General features: G+C 74.6%; 17 protein-coding genes. 6 read left to right on the top strand and 11 right to left on the bottom strand.

What is annotated here, in order from left to right; genetic code table 11:
• Positions 1-181 precede the first annotated feature (181 nt).
• The gene (gene groL, locus EDD32_RS04535) at positions 182-1,810 is read left to right on the top strand and encodes a chaperonin GroEL (protein WP_123915102.1); all 1,629 of its coding nucleotides are present in this window, start codon (positions 182-184) and stop codon (positions 1,808-1,810) included.
• A gap of 220 nt (positions 1,811-2,030) precedes the next feature.
• Here groL and EDD32_RS04525 read toward each other — a convergent pair whose 3' ends face one another.
• The 6 genes from EDD32_RS04525 to EDD32_RS19885 all read right to left on the bottom strand — a co-directional run bounded on the left by EDD32_RS04525 (position 2,031) and on the right by EDD32_RS19885 (position 7,372).
• Positions 2,031-2,300, bottom strand: coding sequence for a DUF1918 domain-containing protein (locus EDD32_RS04525; RefSeq protein WP_211338915.1), 270 nt, complete (start codon positions 2,298-2,300; stop codon positions 2,031-2,033).
• A gap of 121 nt (positions 2,301-2,421) precedes the next feature.
• Positions 2,422-3,903, bottom strand: a complete 1,482-nt coding sequence (locus EDD32_RS04520) for a gluconokinase (protein WP_123915098.1) — start codon at positions 3,901-3,903, stop codon at positions 2,422-2,424.
• 104 nt (positions 3,904-4,007) lie between these two features.
• Positions 4,008-4,289, bottom strand: a complete 282-nt coding sequence (locus EDD32_RS04515) for a dsRBD fold-containing protein (protein ID WP_123915095.1) — start codon at positions 4,287-4,289, stop codon at positions 4,008-4,010.
• Positions 4,290-4,479: 190 nt separating this feature from the next.
• Positions 4,480-5,391, bottom strand: coding sequence for a DUF4031 domain-containing protein (locus EDD32_RS04510; protein ID WP_123915092.1), 912 nt, complete (start codon positions 5,389-5,391; stop codon positions 4,480-4,482).
• Between the two features lie 33 nt (positions 5,392-5,424).
• Positions 5,425-5,715, bottom strand: coding sequence for a WXG100 family type VII secretion target (locus tag EDD32_RS04505; protein ID WP_123915089.1), 291 nt, complete (start codon positions 5,713-5,715; stop codon positions 5,425-5,427).
• Positions 5,716-5,872: 157 nt separating this feature from the next.
• Positions 5,873-7,372, bottom strand: coding sequence for an HD domain-containing protein (locus tag EDD32_RS19885; protein WP_342771391.1), 1,500 nt, complete (start codon positions 7,370-7,372; stop codon positions 5,873-5,875).
• Between the two features lie 167 nt (positions 7,373-7,539).
• On the opposite strand from EDD32_RS19885, the gene EDD32_RS04495 reads away from it, so the two are divergent.
• From EDD32_RS04495 to EDD32_RS04480, 4 genes are read left to right on the top strand one after another with little or no spacing between them, the layout of a single operon-like run.
• On the top strand, positions 7,540-9,807 hold the full coding sequence (locus EDD32_RS04495) for an HAD-IB family hydrolase (RefSeq protein ID WP_123915086.1): 2,268 nt from the start codon (positions 7,540-7,542) through the stop codon (positions 9,805-9,807).
• On the top strand, positions 9,804-10,688 hold the full coding sequence (locus tag EDD32_RS04490; RefSeq protein WP_123915084.1) for an SDR family NAD(P)-dependent oxidoreductase: 885 nt from the start codon (positions 9,804-9,806) through the stop codon (positions 10,686-10,688). Before EDD32_RS04495 ends, EDD32_RS04490 begins: the two co-directional genes overlap by 4 nt.
• Positions 10,688-11,455, top strand: coding sequence for a lysophospholipid acyltransferase family protein (locus tag EDD32_RS04485; protein ID WP_123915081.1), 768 nt, complete (start codon positions 10,688-10,690; stop codon positions 11,453-11,455). The genes EDD32_RS04490 and EDD32_RS04485 overlap by 1 nt, the downstream gene beginning before the upstream one ends.
• The gene (locus tag EDD32_RS04480) at positions 11,452-13,140 is read left to right on the top strand and encodes an FAD-binding oxidoreductase (protein WP_123915078.1); all 1,689 of its coding nucleotides are present in this window, start codon (positions 11,452-11,454) and stop codon (positions 13,138-13,140) included. The genes EDD32_RS04485 and EDD32_RS04480 overlap by 4 nt, the downstream gene beginning before the upstream one ends.
• Positions 13,141-13,287: 147 nt before the next feature.
• Here EDD32_RS04480 and EDD32_RS04475 read toward each other — a convergent pair whose 3' ends face one another.
• From EDD32_RS04475 to EDD32_RS04460, 4 genes are read right to left on the bottom strand one after another with little or no spacing between them, the layout of a single operon-like run.
• Positions 13,288-14,793, bottom strand: coding sequence for a sensor histidine kinase (locus EDD32_RS04475; protein ID WP_246005973.1), 1,506 nt, complete (start codon positions 14,791-14,793; stop codon positions 13,288-13,290).
• Between the two features lie 32 nt (positions 14,794-14,825).
• Entirely contained in the window at positions 14,826-15,593 is a 768-nt protein-coding gene (locus EDD32_RS04470) for a response regulator transcription factor (protein WP_123915072.1), read from the bottom strand.
• A gap of 60 nt (positions 15,594-15,653) precedes the next feature.
• A complete protein-coding gene (locus EDD32_RS04465) occupies positions 15,654-16,538 on the bottom strand; it encodes a zf-HC2 domain-containing protein (protein WP_123915070.1) in 885 nt (294 codons plus the stop codon).
• On the bottom strand, positions 16,535-17,107 hold the full coding sequence (locus tag EDD32_RS04460) for an RNA polymerase sigma factor (protein WP_211338721.1): 573 nt from the start codon (positions 17,105-17,107) through the stop codon (positions 16,535-16,537). Before EDD32_RS04460 ends, EDD32_RS04465 begins: the two co-directional genes overlap by 4 nt.
• 151 nt (positions 17,108-17,258) lie before the next feature.
• Between EDD32_RS04460 and EDD32_RS19395 the strand changes: the two genes are divergently transcribed.
• Positions 17,259-17,834 carry a COG4315 family predicted lipoprotein gene (locus tag EDD32_RS19395; protein WP_246005972.1) on the top strand — a complete coding sequence of 192 codons (576 nt, stop codon included), beginning with the start codon at positions 17,259-17,261 and terminating at the stop codon, positions 17,832-17,834.
• Between the two features lie 212 nt (positions 17,835-18,046).
• On the opposite strand, the gene EDD32_RS04450 is transcribed toward EDD32_RS19395, so the two are convergent.
• Positions 18,047-18,883: a PhzF family phenazine biosynthesis protein gene (locus tag EDD32_RS04450; protein ID WP_123915064.1), complete on the bottom strand. Its 837-nt coding sequence runs from the start codon at positions 18,881-18,883 to the stop codon at positions 18,047-18,049.
• Positions 18,884-18,914 lie beyond the last annotated feature (31 nt).

The raw sequence follows: 18,914 nt of genomic DNA, 5'->3' as shown, positions 1-18,914 counted from the left end.
CTTGCACTCGGACAGGGAGAGTGCCAGACTCGGCGTTAGCACTCTCGGTCCGAGAGTGACAGAACATACCGGCTGGCCGGTGAGGCCGGGCGGGTGGCGGGACGTGACCGCCACCTGTCTGGTCGTCCGTCGCGGGCGCTCGCCAGCTGCGTCAAACCGCCACCACTGGAGGAACGAACGCATGGCCAAGACCATCGCCTTCAACGAGGAGGCCCGCCGCGGAATGGAGCGAGGCCTCAACATCCTCGCCGACACCGTCAAGGTCACCCTCGGCCCGAAGGGCCGTAACGTCGTGCTGGAGAAGAAGTGGGGCGCCCCCACGATCACCAACGACGGTGTGTCCATCGCCAAGGAGATCGACCTCGAGGAGCCGCACGAGCGCATCGGCGCCGAGCTCGTCAAGGAGGTCGCCAAGAAGACCGACGACGTCGCCGGCGACGGCACCACCACCGCCACCGTGCTGGCCCAGGCCCTCGTCAAGGAGGGGCTGCGCAACGTGGCCGCCGGCGCCAACCCGATCGCCCTCAAGCGGGGCATCGACAAGGCCGTCGAGGCTGTCATCGAGCACCTCTTCAAGCAGGCCAAGGAGGTCGAGACCAAGGAGCAGATCGCCGCCACCGCGTCGATCTCCGCCGGCGACCCGGCCATCGGCCAGCTCATCGCCGAGGCCCTCGACAAGGTCGGCAAGGAGGGCGTCGTCACCGTCGAGGAGTCCAACGCCCTGGGCCTGGAGCTCGAGCTCACCGAGGGCATGCGCTTCGACAAGGGCTACCTGTCGGCGTACTTCGTCACCGACGCCGAGCGTCAGGAGGCCGTCCTGGAGGACGCGTACGTCCTGCTGGTCGAGTCCAAGATCTCCAACGTCAAGGATCTGCTGCCGCTGCTGGAGAAGGTCATCCAGTCCGGCAAGCCGCTGGCGATCATCGCCGAGGACGTCGAGGGCGAGGCCCTGGCCACGCTCGTCGTGAACAAGATCCGCGGCACCTTCAAGTCCGTCGCCGTCAAGGCCCCGGGCTTCGGCGACCGCCGCAAGGCGATGCTGCAGGACATGGCCATCCTCACCGGTGGTCAGGTCATCTCCGAGACCGTCGGCCTCAAGCTCGAGAATGCCGACCTCGACCTGCTCGGCCGCGCCCGCAAGGTCGTCGTCACCAAGGACGAGACCACCATCGTCGAGGGTGCCGGCGACGCGGACCAGATCGAGGGCCGCGTGGCCCAGATCCGCGCCGAGATCGACAACTCCGACAGCGACTACGACCGCGAGAAGCTGCAGGAGCGTCTGGCGAAGCTGGCCGGCGGCGTCGCCGTCATCAAGGCCGGTGCCGCCACCGAGGTCGAGCTCAAGGAGCGCAAGCACCGCATCGAGGACGCGGTGCGCAACGCCAAGGCCGCCGTCGAGGAGGGGATCGTCGCCGGTGGTGGCGTGGCCCTCATCCAGGCCGCCAAGGACGCGTTCGAGGGCCTGTCCCTCGAGGGTGACGAGGCGACCGGCGCGAACATCGTCCGCGTCGCGGTCGACGCTCCCCTCAAGCAGATCGCCATCAACGCCGGCCTCGAGGGCGGCGTCGTGGCGGAGAAGGTCCGCAACCTGCCCGCGGGTTCCGGCCTCAACGCCGCGACCGGCGTGTACGAGGACCTGCTGGCGGCCGGCGTCGCCGACCCGGTCAAGGTCACCCGCTCCGCGCTGCAGAACGCGGCGTCCATCGCCGGCCTCTTCCTCACCACCGAGGCCGTCGTCGCCGAGAAGCCGGAGAAGGCCGCGGCCGCCCCGGCCGGCGGCGGGGACGACATGGGCGGCATGGGCTTCTGATCCCGTCCGTCTGACCCCCGACCGGACCGTTCCGGACCGGCCGGGGAGCACGGCACACCGAAGGGCGGCACACACGTGCCGCCCTTCGGCGCGTCACGGAGCGTGCCGCCCTTCGGCGCGTCACGGAGCGTGCCGACCCTCGGTGCGGGGGGTGCTCGTCCTCGGCGCGGTGACGCAGGTGCCGGCCCGTGCGGCGTGCGCGCCGCACGGGCCGGGCGGCTCAGGCCGCGTCGAGGCGGTGCCGGGTCCCGTGCTGGGCCAGGTGGGTCATGTGCTGGAGGTGCTCCAGGGGGTACGGGTGCAGCCTCGCCGGGGCGACGAGGGCGTCCGGGCCGGGGAAGACCAGGGCGACGTGGCCGTTGTCCGACCAGCGCACCAGGAAGGGCGGGGTGCCGTCCGGGCCGCGGGCCTCGAGGACCTCCCCGTCGCGGGAGACCGCCCCGAGGCTCCGGGACTGGATGACGATGCGGTCACCGGGCTCGGCGCGCATCACGCTCACCTCCGCTCCGCCGGGACCCCGTGTCGGGGCCGTGCGTCACCTCCAGCGTCGGAGGCCGCGGCACGGGTCGCAAGGGTCGTTGGTCGCGACCGGCCGCCCAGCGGTGCCGGCCCTAGCCGCGGACGAGAGCGTCGTAGAGGGCGGCGAACCGTGCCCCGCGGTCGGCGTAGTAGCCGGACCGTCCGGCGACGGGCTCGTACGTGGCCCCCGTCTCCGGCGACGACCTCGCCACCCCCGGGGCCAGGACGTCGAGCGCGATGAGGGCCGTGCCGCGCAGGGTCGAGCGGCGCGCCGTGACGTGCGTGACCGGCCGGCCCAGCACGTCGGCGAGGATCTGCAGCCACTCGGGCAGGTCCTTGGCCACCCGGCCCGAGGCCATGATCCGGTCCGCGCGCGGCGCGGCCGGCGCCAGACGGTCCGCCACCCGGGCGTAGGTCAGCGCGACACCCTCCAGCGTGCCGCGGTAGAGGTCGTCCGGCGTGGTGGCCGCCCCCACGCCGGTGAGGACGGCGCGGGCGTCACCGGCCCAGCCCGGCGCGCGTTCCCCGGAGAGGTAGGGCAGCACGAGGGGGGTGGTGGCGGAGGGTTCCGCGAGGAGGACGGCGCCCCGCGTGCCGTCGATCCGGAGGGTCTCGGAGAGCCAGGTCACGGCGCGGCCGACGTCGTTGAGCGCCCCGCCGAGGAGGGAGCGCCCGGCGTCGACCCGGTAGCTCCACAGCCCGTCGGGGACCTTCTCCGGCGGGGCGTCCAGGAGCACGCGCAGGGCCCCCGAGGTGGCTGCCGCGGCCGCGATCGAGGTCGCGTCCACGGCGCCCGCCCCGACGTTGCTCGCGAAGCCGTCCGAGACGACGGGGAACCACACGGCCCCGGCGAGGGTGGGCCACCGCCGGGCGACCGCGCCGGTGGCCGGGGTCAGGGGCGCGCCCGGGTCGTGGACGGGCGAGAACCGCTCGGGGCTGGTCCGGGTCGCCTCGAGCAGCTCGGTGTCCCAGGCACCGGTCCGCCGGTCGAGCAGGCCGGTCCACGCCGCCGTCGAGGTGCCAACGGCGGTCGTCCCGAGAAGGTGGAAGTAGACGTACTCGCCGAGGGACCACCACGACGACGAGCGCGCGACGTCCGGTGCGGTGGCCGCCAGCCACCGCAGGCGGGGCGCGTGGTACGAGGGGTGGATCATCGTGCCCGTGCGGTCGTGGACCGCGCGGACGTCGAGCTCCTCGCGCAGGGCGGCGGCATGGGCGGCGCTGCGCGAGTCGGCGTAGGTCAGGCAGGCCGTGACGGCGGTCCCGGCGGCGTCGACCCCCACGAGGCTTGCCGCGAAGGTGTCCAGCGCGACGCCGCGGACCCGGGCGCCGAGCCGGCTGTCGTCGAGGGCGTCGAGGATGTCCGCGACCTCCCTCAGCACCTGCGCCGGGTCGATCTCGGACGTGCCGTCGGGCCGGGTGGTGAACGCGTGAGGAACCTTGTGGCGCAGGCCGCGCACCGGGCGGCCCGTGGCGTCGTAGACGCCGCCGCGGGTGCCGGTCGAGCCGACGTCCAGGGCGACGACGAGCGGGTCGATCGCCTCGGCGAGCCCGATGCTCGTCGTTGCGGTCACGGCTGGCCCTCTCACTGTCGGCCTCCTCGAGCCTGATGGCGCTCCATCATGCCGCTTCCGGTTCGCGGCGGCGCGCGCTCGAGCCCGCGTGCGTCGGGGCCGGCCTACCGGGCGAGATGGACCCGGTGGTGCTCCAGCGCGGAGATGTCGTCCGAGCTCGCCCGGAGCAGGCGGTCCGCCAGGTCGCGCAGCGCTCGCGCGGCGGCGAGCTCCTCGCCGACCTCGGGCACGTCCGGGTCACCGGGGTTGCGCCTGGCGCGGCCGTACCCGTTGAGGGTCGTCCCCGCGGACGTCGTCAACGTCGCGTGGGCGGTGGTGAGGGGTTCGTCGGAGCGGACCTCGCCGGCGTTGAAGAGGTCGATCTGCACCTTCCACGTGTGTGCCACCGTTCTGCTCCTCCCCGCCCACCGGCCCGGTCGCGCCGGTCCGGCCTCGCCGACCTGACCTCTCCATCGTCCGGCCCGGGCGACGGGGAGGCCAGGGACCATCGGGCAGCCGCCCCTCAGCCGCCCCTCAGCCGCCCCTCAGCCGCCCCTCAGCCGCCCCTCAGCCGTCCTCAGCCGTCCTCAACCGCCCTCAGCCGCGTGCCTCCAGCGACGCGAGCTCGCGCGCGACGTTGTCGCGGGCGGGGCGCTCCCAGCGGCGTCGGGCGGTCGACGTGGTGAAGAGGTGCCCCCGCCCCAGGAGACGCCGCAGGACCTCGGCCCGCCCACGCCGGAAGTCCTCGTCGGTGACGTGCGGGTACTCGCGCCGCACGCCGGCGACGTACCGGGCGTAGCGGCGCGGCGAGGCGGCCAGGACCGCGAGGTCGGCGTCGCACAGCGCCGCGGCGTCGGTGTCCGCCACGTCCGGCAGGTGGCCGGCGGTCACCCGGACGAGGCGGGCCACCTCGTCGGCCGCCGCGACCCCCCGGGCGTGGAGCGCTGCCCGCGCCAGCTCCGCCGAGTCGGTCTCGTCCTGTCCCGGACGGCCGCGGTAGACCGCGTCGTGGAACCACGCCGCCAGTACCGCCGGCCGTTCGAATCGCTCGCCGCTCTCGGCGAGCACGTCGAGGTGGACGAGGACCTCGTGCAGGTGGCCGACGTCGTGGTAGCCGCGGTGCGGCTCCGCCCACCGACCCAGGAGGTCGGTGCCGGCCGGCATCCACGCCCCGACCGGCAGCTCGGGAGCCAGGCGCGCCCAGCGGCGCACGAGGTCGTCCCGTCGACGGGCGGCGGCGAGCGCGTCCCGGTCCGCCCCCCGTACCCGCAGCCCCGAGGCGGTGAGCCGGGCCAGGAGCTCACGGGCCGCGACCTGGTCCGCCCCGGCGGCGACCAGGTCCGCCACCCGGTCGGCCGGCACGTCGTAGTGGTCGAGGTCGAAGGCCCGCGCCGGCAGCCCGGCCACCCGGGCGAAGGCGTGCAGCTCGACGAGGGAGGAGTCGGAGACGAGGTGGGCCCACCGGGTTCCGTGGGCCGGCCACTGCGGTGGATCGACGAGGAGGGCCACCTCGCGATCGTACGGACCGCGGCGCCGGCCCGCTCAGCGCAGGAACAGGCTCTGCGCGCTCGCCTCCGCCTCCGCGTAGGTCCGCGACGCGGTGTCGAGGGCCTGGGTGACCTGCTCGAGGGAGAGCTCCACCTGCGTCTGCGTCGCCCGCCAGCTCTCGGCGCACCCGGCGAACGCGGCGGCCGCGGCGCCCGTCCACCCGGCCTGGAGCGCGGAGAGGTGCGCCATCATCGCGGTCACCTCGTCGCGGATGACCGCCGTGCTCGCGCGGGTCAGCGCAGCCGCGCGGGCGACCTCCGCGCTGTCCACCTGGAATCTCGACATCGTCACCCCTTCACGCCGCCCGCCGGGTGCGGGCGTCCACGGCCGAGGTTAGGCAGGTGCAGGACCGGGCCGTGGTCGCGCTCCGCGGGGCTGTGGACGCGGGCTCGCGGCGTCGACCGGTGGACGGGCTCGGCGGACGGAGCCTCGCGGGCGGACGTCAGCGACGGTGGCGGTCTTTGCGCCAGTCCCGTCGGTGCCCGAAGAGCTCCGGCTCCCGCTCGATGCCGCTGTGGGGGGTGAGGTCGGGGCGCTCGAGCTCCCCGGTCACCGGGTCGGGCTCGATCTCCTCGGGCACCCGGTCCACCGCCGAGCGCTGCTCCACCGGGGTGGCGACCGCGGGCGGGGCGTCGGCTGCTGCCTCCGCGGGGGTGGCGGCGGTGAGGAGCGCGCCGGAGGGGTCGAGCGGCTGGGCGCCGCGGTCCGCCCCGCGCTCGGTCCGGGCCGGCTGCGCGGCCTCGCGCGCCGCACGGGCGGACGCGAGCCGCTCGCGCTGGCGGCGGTCCCGCTCGGCCCGCTCGGCGCCGTGGCGCACGGCCTCCTCGATCCGTTCGCGCGAGGTGCGGGCGATGAGCTCACGGCCGGCGCGGTTCGTGTTCGCGGCTCCGTCGCGGCGTCCGTCGAGGTCGTCCGGGAAGGACTCCAGGGAGGATGCGCGGACGCGCGCCCGGCTGTCGGCGCTGTCCGCCGCCCGTGAGCCGGGTGCGCCGGCAGCAGCAGCGGCCGCAGTCACCGCGGCGGCCGCGGCGACGGTCGCCGCCGGGGCGTCGGCGGGGGGAGCCGGCGCGTCGTGCCGCTCCGCCGCGTGCCGCTCGGTCGGTGCGTCGTACGGACCGGCCGTCCGCTCGGCCGTGCCGTGGGAGGCGGTGAACACGTGCGAGGCGCCGTCACGACGGATCGGCTGGCTCTCGTCGAAGACCTCGCCCTGAGCGGCCTCCGCAGCGGTCACGGACTCCTCGGGCATCGCCTCGCCCAGGGTGGCCAGCTCGGCGTCGAGCCGGTTGAGCTCTGCAGTGAGGTTCTCGCGGGCCCGGTCCTCCCACTGCGCGCCCATGGGGCTGAGGAAGAGGTGCCGGCGCGCGAGGAGCTTGGAGACGATGCTCCGCCGCGCCTCGACGTAGTGCCGCACCGGCAGGTGTGCGTACTCCTCCCGCACGGCTCGCCGGTAGGCGCTGTAGCGCTGCGGGTCCGCGGCGAGGGTGGCCAGGTCGGCGTCGCACAGCGCCAGGCAGTCGATGTCCCGCACCGCCGCCTCGTGCCGCTTGAGGTTGACGATGAGCTCGGCGATGCGGCCGACGGTGCGCTCCGGCACGCCGAGGGCGAGGAGCTCCTCCGTGGCGAGGTCGGCCGAGGCGACCTCGTCCTCCCCGCCGCTGCGGGAGTAGGCCTTCGTCGCCGTCGAGCTGAAGACGGCTCCGTGGTACCACGCCGCCAGCCGCACCAGGTCGGGGTCGTGCGTCTCCTCGGCGAGCTCGTCCACCCGGGCGAGGACGTCGATGAGGTGCTTGACGTTGTGGAAACGCCGGTCCGGTCCGGCCCAGCGCTCGAGGAGCCGGCGGCAGGTGGCCTCGATCTCCTCCCGGGGTGCCGTGGCACCGGCCGCGAGGACGCTGCGGATGAACGCGGCGGGCAACCACTGCGGTACGTCGGTGACGCCCATGGCTCCTGGATTCGTCGGTGGCAGGGAACAACTGCAACCTCCGATCGTAGACCGATGGGGGGCCCCGTCAAACCAGGGGTGGACGGGCCTTGCGTGAGACGTCCCACGTGCTGACCGCGGGACGGTCCCGGTCGGACTGTCCGGCGCACAGCGGTATCGTCTGCGGAATGTCCAAACCGCTCGACGGCGCCCACGTCCTGCTCACCGGGGCCACCGGCTTCGTCGGCCAGGCCGTCCTGGAGAAGCTCCTCTCCGCCTACCCGACCACGCGCGTCAGCGTGCTCGTCCGTCCGCGCGGGGAGCTGTCCGCGCAGGCCCGGGTCGACAAGCTCCTGCGCAAGCCCGTCTTCCGCCCCTGGCGTGCGCGGCTGGGCGAGGAGGCCGCGGCGGCGGCCGTCGACGAGCGGGTCACCGTGATCTCCGGCGACCTCGGCGACCTGCCCCCGCTGCCCGGCGACCTCGACGTCGTCCTGCACTCCGCCTCGACGGTCTCCTTCGACCTGCCGATCGACGAGGCGTTCACCGCGAACGTCGGCGGACCCGTCTCGCTGTACGAGGCCCTGGCCGCCGCGGGTGGCGACCCCCACGTCGTCCACGTCTCGACCGCCTACGTCGCGGGCCTGCGCAAGGGGGTCGCCGAGGAGCGTCCCCTCGACCACGGCGTCGACCGTGACCTCGAGCAGACGCAGGCCCTCCTGGCCCGCGAGGAGGCCGAGGCCGCCTCCCGCCGTCCCGACGTCCTGCGCCGCCTGCTCGACGACGCCCAGGCGCAGCACCGGCGGGCGGGTGCGGCCGCGGTCGCCGAGGCGGCCGAGGAGGCCCGCCGCGAGTGGGTGCGGGCCGAGCTCGTCGAGGCCGGCCGCACGCGCGCACAGTCCCTGGGCTGGACGGACGTCTACACCTTCACCAAGGCCCTGGGCGAGCGGGCGGCCGAGGAGCTGTGGGCCGGCGCCGGGCACCGCCTGTCCGTGGTGCGGCCGACGATCATCGAGTCCTCCCTCAAGCACCCCTACCCGGGCTGGATCGACGGGTTCAAGGTCGCCGACCCGCTCATCGCCGCCTACGGGCGCGGGCTGCTGCCGGAGTTCCCCGCCCTGGCCGACACCGTCCTGGACGTCATCCCCGTCGACTTCGTCGTCAACGCGATCCTCGCCGCGGCGGCCGCTCCCGCCCCGGCCGGGGAGCCGCAGTTCTTCCAGGTCTCCTCGGGCATCACCAACCCGCTGCCCATCGGGCGGCTCTACCGCCTCGTGCGCGAGTACTTCGAGGCGCACCCGCTCAAGGACGCCGAGGGCGCGCACGTGCAGGTGCCGTCGTGGTCCTTCCCGCACACGGGCGCCGTCGAGCGGGCGCTGGGCCGGCGCGAGAGGGCGGTCGACCTCGCCGACAAGGCGCTGGGCCGTCTGCCCGCCAACCAGCGCACCCGGGGCTGGATGTCGACCCTGGACAAGGCCCGGCGCGACCTGGGCACCCTGCGCAAGTTCACCTCCCTGTACCAGCCCTACACCCAGACCGAGGTGATCTTCGACGACGCCCGCACGCGCGCGCTCCACGCCGGCCTGCCGGCCGAGCGGCGCACCGAGCACGGGTTCGACGTCACCGAGATCGACTGGCAGCACTACCTCCAGGAGGTCCACATCCCCGGGGTGCCCGGGCTCATGCGGGACCGTCGGTCCAAGGACGCCGGCGGCCCGCCGCCGGCGCTGCCGCAGCGCACCGACGTCGTCGCCGTCTTCGACCTCCAGCGCACCCTCGCCGCGGCCACCCTGGTCGAGCACTACCTGTGGATCGAGCTGGCCGCCCGGCCGGTGCGGCACTGGCCCGGCTCGCTGGCGAACCTCCTCGCCCTCGGCCCGCGCTACCTCGGCGCCGAGCGCCGGGACCGCTCGGACTTCATCCGCACCTTCATGCGGCGCTACGAGGGCATCGCCGAGGAGGAGCTGCGCGGCGTCGTCGCGCGCGTCGTCGAGCCCTCGCTGCGGCGCGGCCTGCTCACGGAGGCGGTCGAGCAGGTGCGGGCGCACCGGGCCGCCGGCCACCGCACGGTGCTGGTGACCGGGGAGATCGACGTGTTCGTCGAGCCCCTCGCGGGCCTGTTCGACGAGATCGTGGCCGGCAGCATGGAGAAGGACGCCGAGGGCCGGTGGACCGGGCACCTGGCGGCGTCGCCGCTGGTGGGCGAGGCGCGCGCGGCGTGGCTGCGGCGCTACGCCCGTGAGCGCGGCGTGAACCTGGCCGAGTCCTATGCTTACGGCGACAGCTACGCGGACCGCTCGTGGCTCGAGGTCGTCGGCCACCCCAACGCCGTCAACCCCGACGCCAGCCTGTACCGGTACGCCAGTGCGCGGCGGTGGCCGGTCCACGCCTGGACCACCACCGCGGAGGGGCGGCTCTCGCCGGTCCTGCGGAGCATCAAGGGGGCGCAGAGGGCATGACCGAGCGGGGCAGGGCCGACGCCGCACGTCCGGCCGCCGGCGCACGTCCGGCCGCCGGTGCGCGTCCGGCCGCCGACGGTGCGCGTCCGGCCGGTGCTCGCAGCGTGCTCGACGGCCGCGCCCTCGTCACCGGCGGCACCTCGGGCATCGGGCTCGCCTTCGCCCACGCCCTTGCCGCCCGCGGCTGCCCCCTCGTCATCGTCGCGCGCGACGCCACGCGCCTGGAGAAGACCGCCGACCAGCTGCGCTGGCGCTACGGCGTCGACGTCGAGACGATCCGGGCGGACCTGTCGGAGGTCACGGACGTCGCGACGGTCGTCGAGCGACTGGTCGACCCCACCTCGCCGGTGGAGATCCTCGTCAACAACGCCGGCCGGGGCCTGCACAGCCCGCTGCTGGGCGAGGACCTCTCCGAGCACGACGACGCGCTGGACCTCATGGTCCGCGCCGTCCTCCACCTCGGCGGGGCCGCCGGGCGCGTCATGGGCGAGCGTGGCCACGGCGTCATCGTCAACGTCGGCTCGGTCCAGGCGTTCATCGCCATGGGCGCCTACTCCGCCCTCAAGGCGTGGGTGTACAGCTACTCCGAGGTCCTCGCGCTCGAGCTGGAGGGCTCCGGCGTCCAGGTGACCACGCTGTTGCCGGGGTGGGTGCGCACCGAGTTCCACGACCGCGCCGGGGTCTCGCGCTCGAAGATCCCCGAGGTGCTGTGGCTCGACCCCGAGCGCGTGGTCGCCGAGTGCCTCGCCGACGTCGAGCGCGGCCGGCCCCGGTCCACGCCGTCCCGCCGGTACAAGGTGCTGGCCTTCCTCGCCCAGTACGCCCCGCGCCCCGCGGTCCGGTTCGTGGCCGCGCGCATCGTCCGGCTGAGGAGGCGCTGATGGAGCAGCTCACCCGCTTCCGGTCGGTGACGCACCGGTGGGCCCGGTTCTTCGCGCAGCGGTGGATCCTCGGCGGGATCGTCGGGACGTTCACCTCCACCTCGGTGGAGGGCGCGGACAACCTCGAGGGGCTGACCGACCCGTTCGTCGTCGTCGCCAACCACTCCAGCCACATGGACGCCACCGTCCTGGTCACCCGTCTGCCCTACCGTGTCACGCGCCGCCTGGCGGTCGCGGCCGCGGCGGACTACTTCTTCAACACGTGGTGGCGGCGGTTCCTCACCGGGCTGTTCTTCAACTCCTACCCCGTCCATCGCACCGGCCAGGGCAAGGGCAAGGGGATGTCGCAGCGGCTGCTCGCCGAGGGGGTGCCGATCCTCATCTTCCCCGAGGGCACCCGCGCGCGGGACGGCGTGATGAAGGCCTTCAAGCCCGGCGCGGCGGCGCTGTGCATCAAGGAGAACGTGCCGTGCGTGCCCGTCGCGCTCATCGGTACCCACGACGCCATGCCCGTCGGGCGGAGCTGGCCGAAGCCCGGCCGGCCCCCGATCCGGCTGCTCGTGGGCCGGCCCATGCGGCCTCGCTCGGGCGAGAGGGCCCGCGAGTTCAACGACCGCGTCGCCGCCCGGGTGCGCGCGATGCTCACCATGCAGACCCCGTACGTCCTGGGTGACCACGTGGTCCCCGGCGGGGAGGACGACCACGCCGACGGCACGGGCGGGCAGCGCCCCGACCAGCCGCCGGCGCAGCAGGAGGAGGCCTCGTGAACGGAGTTCGGCACCAGAAGTGGTGGGGCTGGGGCGAGGAGGGCATCGCCTTCAACCACCGCGACAAGCCCAAGCTGGCGCCGTTCGTCCTGGACCGGGTCGGCATCGACCTGCACGCCCCGGGGACCCCGCCGCCGGCCCTGAGCGACATCGCCGTCCCGGCCTCGCGTCTGGGTGGGGACCTCGCCGCCGTCCTGCGCGGCGCCGTCGGGGACGGGCACGTCGTCGTCGAGGACGAGGACCGGCTGGTCCACACCTACGGCAAGGGCCTGGCCGACCTCGTGCGCGTCCGCGCGGGCGACCTGCCGCGCGTTCCCGACGTCGTGGTCTACCCGGCCGACGAGGACCAGGTGCGCGCCGTCGTCGACACCGTCGTCGCGGCCGACGCCGTCCTCATCCCGTTCGGGGGCGGGTCGAACATCTCGGGCTCGCTCACCCCGCCCGCGGCGGAGGAGCGCACGATCGTCTCGCTCGACCTCGGTCGGATGAACCGGGTGCTCGAGGTCGACGAGGCGGCAGGTCTCGCGCGGGTGCAGGCGGGCGTCCTCGGCCCGGACATGGAGGACCAGCTCGGCGCCCGCGGCTGGACCATGGGCCACCAGCCGGACTCGTTCCGCCACTCCACCCTCGGTGGGTGGATCGCGACGCGCTCGTCGGGCATGCAGTCCGACAAGTACGGTGACATCGCCGACATCACCCGTGGTCTGCGCGCGGTGCTCCCGGGCAAGGTGGTCGTGCTGCGACCCCTGCCGAGCACCTCCTCGGGGCCCAGCGTGCGCGAGATGATCCTCGGCTCCGAGGGGCGGCTCGGCGTCATCACCGAGGCGTGGGTCAACGTCCACCGGGTGCCGGAGAACCGCGAGATCATCGCCTACCTCTTCCCGTCCTGGGCGGCCGGCATGGCGGCCATGCAGGAGATCGCCTCCTCCGACGCCACCCCGTCGGTGACCCGCGTGTCCGACGCCAACGAGACCCAGTTCTCGCTCTCGACGCAGAAGAAGTCCAAGGGGATCAAGGGCAAGGTGTCCAAGGCGCTGTTCGCGGTGCTGGAACGGCGCGGGTGGGACCTCGGCAACGCGTGCCTGTCCTACATCGGCTACGAGGGCGGCAAGGACCTCGTGCGCCGCAACAAGGCCCTCGTCGGCAAGATCGTCAAGAAGCACGGCGGGATCAGCCTCGGCACGGGGCCCGGCGCGCTGTACGACCAGAAGAAGTTCGACACGCCCTACATCCGCGACTTCCTGCTCGACGTCGGGGGGGTCGCGGACGTCTCGGAGACGGCGGCCCCGTGGTCGCGGCTCATGGACGTCCACTCCGGCACGGTGCGGGCGGCGCAGGCGGCCTTCGACGAGATCGGCGTCAAGGGCTTCATCATGTGCCACCTCTCGCACAGCTACCACTCCGGTGCGTGCCTGTACTTCACCTTCGCGTTCCCGCCGGGCACCACCGACGCCGACGCCCAGCTCGAGAAGTACTGGACCGTGAAGAACGCGGTGCAGCAGTCCTTCATGGACAACGCCGCGACGATCTCCCACCACCACGGCGTGGGCACCGACCACGCGCGCTGGCTCGCCGACGACATCTCCGAGGCCGGCACCGACGTCATGGTCGCGCTGCTGCGCGGGGTGGACCCGGGGCGCAACCTCAACCCCGGCACGATCCTGCCTCCGTCGCGTGAGTGGTGACGTCGGAGCGGTTGACGCGGCAGTGGTGACCGCGCTGCGCTGACGCGGCAGCACGCCGCGAGTCGGTGCGCAGGCGGGGTCCGCGCCGCGAGCGATCCCTGAGTTGCCGAGCGACCTCTGTCGCCGAACGATCCCCGCACACCGCTCTCAGTCGGTCACCGAGGGATCGGTGGCGCCGAGCAGGGCGCCCTCGGCGCGGTCGGCCGCGGTGGGTGCCGGTCCCTCGACCGGCAGCGCGACCTGGACGGTCGTGCCACCGCCGGGGGTGGGCAGCACCCGCACGCCGCCGGCGTGGGCGCCGACGACGGCCGCCACGATCGCCAGGCCCAGGCCGGACCCGCCGGAGCTGCGCGTACGCGAGGGGTCGATGCGGTAGAAGCGCTCGAAGACCCGGGGTGCGTCCTCCTCGGCGATGCCGGGACCGTGGTCGCGGACCTCGAGGAGGGCCCAGCCCGGTTCGGGATGCCCCACGGCGATCTCCACCGGCGTCCCCGCAGGGGTGTGCTGGACGACGTTGCCCACGAGGTTCGCCACCACCTGGCGCACCCGGTCGGCGTCGGCGGAGACGGGCACCGCGTCCACGTGCCCCGTCCCGACCGCCGGGCCGTCCGGGTCCAGCGGCACGACGGCAGCCCGGCGGTCCGGCGCCAGCGCGCCGAGGTCGGCGACGGCGTCGCGGGCGACGGCGGCGAGGTCCACCTGGCTCAGCACGAGCGGGCGGCCCTCGTCCAGCCGCGCGAGCTGGAGGAGGTCCTCGACGAGGTTGCCCATCCGCTTGGCCTCGGTCTCGATGCGGCCCATCGCCTGGTCGACGTCCTCCACCCCGCCCATGCGGTAGAGCTCACCGTACCCGCGGATGGTCGACAGGGGCGTGCGGAGCTCGTGGGAGGCATCGGAGACGAACCGGCGCATCCGCCGCTCGGAGGCCGCCCGCGCCGCGAAGGACTGCTCGATCTGGGCGAGCATCGCGTTGAGGGACAGCGCGAGCGACCCGACCTCGGTCGACGGCGGGGCGGCCGGCACCCGGCGCGAGAGGTCGCCGGCCGCGATCGCTACCGCCGTCGCCTCGATCTCGCGCAGCGGCCGCAGGGAGCGGCGCACCGCCAGCCAGGCGGCCACCGCGCCGAACGACGCGATTCCCAGCCCCGCCATGGCCACGAGCTGCGCCGTCCTGGCGAGTGTCTTCTCCTCGGCGCCGAGCGGGAGCGCGACGGTCGCCGCACCGACGACCTGCCCGTCCGGGCCGCTGACGGGCAGCACCACCGCCCGCCACGGGACGGTGGTGCCCCGGCCGGCGAGCGTGACGGGCTCGAGCGGCTCGGCGGCGTCGCGCAGCGCGTCGAGGTCCGCCGCCGGGGTGCGCGGCACGCCCAGGCTCGCCTCGACGTCGTCGTTGACGATGGTGCGCTGGGTGCCGTCGGCCATCTCGATGCGCACGAAGAAGTTCGACGGCAGGAACTGGTCCTCGCCGTCGCCGCGGGTGATCTGGTCCAGGACCCGCTGGGCGATGCCCCGGGCCGAGCCGGTGAGCTCCTCGTCGACCTGGCTGACGAGCTGGACGCGCAGGGCCGTGAGGGTGGCGGCGGAGATCGCGGCGAGACCGAGGAGCAGGAGGGCGGCGATGATCGCCACGAGCCGCCCGCTGAGCGGCACCGCCCGCCACCGTGCGTGCAGCCTGCCGACCATCAGCGGCCCTGGTGCCGCAGGACGTACCCGACGCCGCGGCGGGTGTGGATGAGCGGCGGCAGCTCGGTGGCCGGCTCGAGGCCGAGGACGGCGGGGTTGTCGAGCTTGCGGCGGAGGTAGGAGATGTAGGACTCCACGATCGCCGCGTCGCCGGCGAAGTCGTAGTCCCACACGTGGTCGAGGATCTGGGTCTTGGAGACCACTCGTTCGGCGTTGACCATGAGGTAGCGCAGCAGCTTGAACTCGGTGGGGGAGAGCTCGACCTCGCGGCCGGCGCGGCGCACCTCGTGGGCGTCCTCGTCGAGCTCGAGGTCGGCGTAGGTGAGCACGGCGCCGTCCTCCGGCTCGGGCCGGGTGCGGCGCAGCACCGCCCGGATGCGGGCGACGACCTCCTCGAGGCTGAACGGCTTGGTGACGTAGTCGTCCCCGCCGACGGTCAGGCCCTGGACCTTGTCCGACATGTCGTCGCGGGCCGTGAGGAACAGGACCGGGACGTCCTGGTGCGTGCGCAGCCGCCGCAGCACGGTGAAGCCGTCCATGTCGGGCAGCATGACGTCGAGCACCACGAGGTCGAGCTCGTTCTCCGAGGCCGCGCGCAGGGCGGAGTTGCCGTCCTCGGCCGTGAGGACCTCGAACCCGGCGAAGCGGAGCGAGGCCGAGAGGAGCTCGCGGATCGAGGGCTCGTCGTCGACGACCAGCAGCCGGGCCTCCGGAGCCCGCTCGGGGCCGCCGCGGGAGCCCCGCGCGGGGGTGCGCGTGGTGTCCATGCGGCCCAGTCTCCGCCGGTCGACTGGACGTTTCCTGGGAACGGGCTGGACGTCGCGCGGCTACAGGCTCGCCGTCGACCACACCCGGCCGCTGGCTGCGACGAGCTCGAGCCGGTCGAGCCGGCCCTCGGGGACGGGGACGATCCACGTGGCCTCGGCGCCGTACTCGTCCAGGCTCCAGCGGCCGACGCTCTCCCGCGTGCCGTCCGAGCCCACCAGCCAGCACTCGTACAGCGCGCCGGGCGGTCCGTCGGTCACGACGACGACGAGGACCGGCTGGCCGTCGAACCAGGTCTCGCTCACCGAGCCGACGGCGGTGCCGTCGTCCTTGACGAGGGCGATGCCGGCGGACCGGGCGGGCTCGGCGGTCTCGGCGGGCGCGGCGGCGGGTGGCGGTTCCTCGGCGGTCAGCTGCGTCAGGACGGCGGTCCCGGCGACGCCGAGCAGGACACCGGCCAGCGCTGCGGTGAGGAGCGCCGGCCACTGACGACGCCGGCTCCGGAACGTCGGACCGGTGCCGTCGTGGTGCCCGCCGCGGCGGCTCCCGGGGCGCGCGGGCGTCGCCCCGCGAGCCGTGCGCCCGTGGTGGGCGGTGGTGGCCCGAGCGGCGTCCGGACCGCGCTCCTGCTCCGCGCGGAGCACCTCCGGGCGTGCCGGGCCGACGTCGGGCGCGGACCAGTCGGACGGGTGCGACGGGCGTGCGGCCGGACCGGCACCGCCGGCCGCAGCCATGGCGGCGAGGACCCGGGAGGAGAACCCCGCGGGTGGTGCGACCGCCGGCGCGGCGGCGAGCACGTGGTCGGCGGCGTCGGCGATCGCCGCGTACTCCGCCCGGCAGCCCTCGCACACCGCCAGGTGCGCGGTGACGGCGTCGCGCTCGGGCTGCCCGACGTCGCCGAGGGCCAGGGCGTACAGCTCGTCCTGGTCCGGGCACTGCCTGCTCATTCTCCGGCCTCCATCGATTCGCGCACCCGGCGTAGCCCGGTGCGGATGCGGGTCTTGGCGGTCCCCAGCGGGATCCCCTCGTGCTCGCAGACCTCCTGCGCGGTGCGGCCCCCGATGACCGCGAGCACCACGGCCCGGGCCTGCTCGGGGGGCAGCGACTTCAGCCGCCGCAGGGCGTCGTCGCGCTCCACGTGACGCAGGGCCTCCTCGTCCGAGGCCGGCGCCTGCAGGGTCGCAGCGATCATCTCCTCCAGCACCCCGTCGTCGGTGGGTGTCTGCCGACGGGCCCGGACGACGTCGATCGCCGCGTTGCGTGTGATCGTGAGGAGCCACGTCAGCACGGACGCCCGTCGGACGTCGTAGGTCCCGGCCGCGCGCCAGGCGCGCACGAACACCTCCTGGGCCACGTCCTCGGCGAGGGCGGCGTCGCGGGTGATCGAGACCGCCAGGCCGAAGACCGGCGCCTGGAACCGGCGCACGAACGCGGCGGCGGCCGGCTGGTCGTCGACCGCCAGGCCCGCCACCAGGGCGGCGTCGGCCGTCCGGTCCGTGCGCGAGAAGAGGTCCACGTCGGGGGATACGCGCGCGGACCCGTCCGGGATTGCCTCGCCCCCAACGGATGTGCCACAGATTCTCGGGTCGCGCAATCCCGGGCCACCTCCGGTGCGTACCACGGGGGACGGCCCGACCCGGCCGTCGTCAGGACCTGAGGGAGGAACCATGAGAACCAGATCCGGGCTCGGGGCGGTGGCGGCGGGTGTGCTGCTCGCGGCGACGCTCGCCGCGTGTGGCGACGACGACCCGCAGGGGGCGACGACGGTCGAGGAGACCACCGTGGCCGGCGGCGAGGAGGCCACCACCGAGGAGGAGACCACCGCGTCCGAGGAGGCGACCACCGAGGCGACGACCGAGGAGTCGACCGAGGACGGCGCAGCTGCCGGTGCGGCCACCGTCATGACCGCCGAGACCGACCTCGGCACGATCCTCGTCGACGGCGAGGGCATGACGCTGTACATGTTCACCAACGACACCCAGGACTCGGGCGAGAGCGTCTGCGAGGGCGACTGCCTCGTCGCCTGGCCGCCGCTCGAGGGCGAGCCCACGGCCGGTGAGGGGGTCGACGAGTCCCTCCTGGGGACGATCGAGCGCTCCGACGGCTCCATGCAGGCGAGCTACAACGGGTGGCCGCTGTACTACTGGGCGCAGGACACGGCGCCGGGTGACGTCACGGGCCAGGGCGTCGGTGACGTCTGGTACGTGCTCGACCCGGCGGGCGAACCCATCGGGATGCCCTGACGCGTTCTCACGGCGGGGTCGTGGCCGTTCGGGCCGCGGCCCCGCGGGGCGTGGGTGGGTCGGCGGCGTCATCGTCCGTCCTCGGTTCCGGCACGGCCCGCCCCCGCTCGCCCGTGCGTCGTGCGCACAGTGTGGCGGTGGCGGGCGCCCGGTGTCGAGGGCCGGGGGTGCGGCCGGGTGCAGGGCGGCGGTTCGGTGCCGAGCCCGCGGCGTCAGAGGCCGACGGTGCCGGTCACGACGGTCGTCGTGCGGCCCCCGACCCAGATGTCGTCACCGTCGACCCGGACGTGCACCCGACCCGCGCGACCCAGGACGGTGCCCTGCGCCGCGACGTAGCGGTCGGGAGCGCGGCCGGTGTCGACCAGCCAGCGGGCCAGGCCGGCGTTGAGGCTGCCTGTGACGGGATCCTCCTGGCCGGTGCCCATGAGGCCGCGGACCTCGAACGCCGGTGTGTCGTCGGCGCCCGCGGGCACCGGACCGACGAGGCCGACGAACAGTCCGTCCAGGACGGCGCCGTCGGGCCGGACGGCGAGCACCGCGTCGGCGCTGCCCAGGAGGATCCCGATCCACTCGGGGCCGTTGACGAGCCACGACGCGTCGACGACGTCGGCCGGGTCGAGCCGGAGCGCCGCCGCCGCGCGGGCGAGGGTGACGGCGTCGACCGGCTCGTACCGGGTCAGCGGCGGGGCCGCGAAGGCCCAGCGGTCGTCCTCGTGCCGCACCCGCACCAGGCCCGCCGCGCACTCCTGCACGACCTCGCCGGCGGCGCGTGGACGGCCGCCCGCCTCGAGCCAGGCGTGCGCCGAGCCGAGGGTGGGGTGGCCCGCGAACGGCAGCTCGCCGTCGACGGTGAAGATCCGCACGCGGTAGTCCGCAGCGGGGTCCGCCGGCGGCAGCAGGAACGTCGTCTCGGAGAGGTTGGTCCAGGACGCGAACCGCTGCATCTCCTCCTGGTCGAGCCCGTCGCCGTCGACGACCACGGCGACCGGGTTGCCCCGGACGGGCTCGGCGGAGAAGACGTCGACCTGGGCGAAACGACGGGTGCGCACGGCAGCCACGATAGCCGCGCGGGCGGGGAGG

The organism is Georgenia muralis, assembly GCF_003814705.1.
Lineage (GTDB): Bacteria > Actinomycetota > Actinomycetes > Actinomycetales > Actinomycetaceae > Georgenia > Georgenia muralis.
This window is presented reverse-complemented; position numbering and strand designations above follow the sequence as displayed.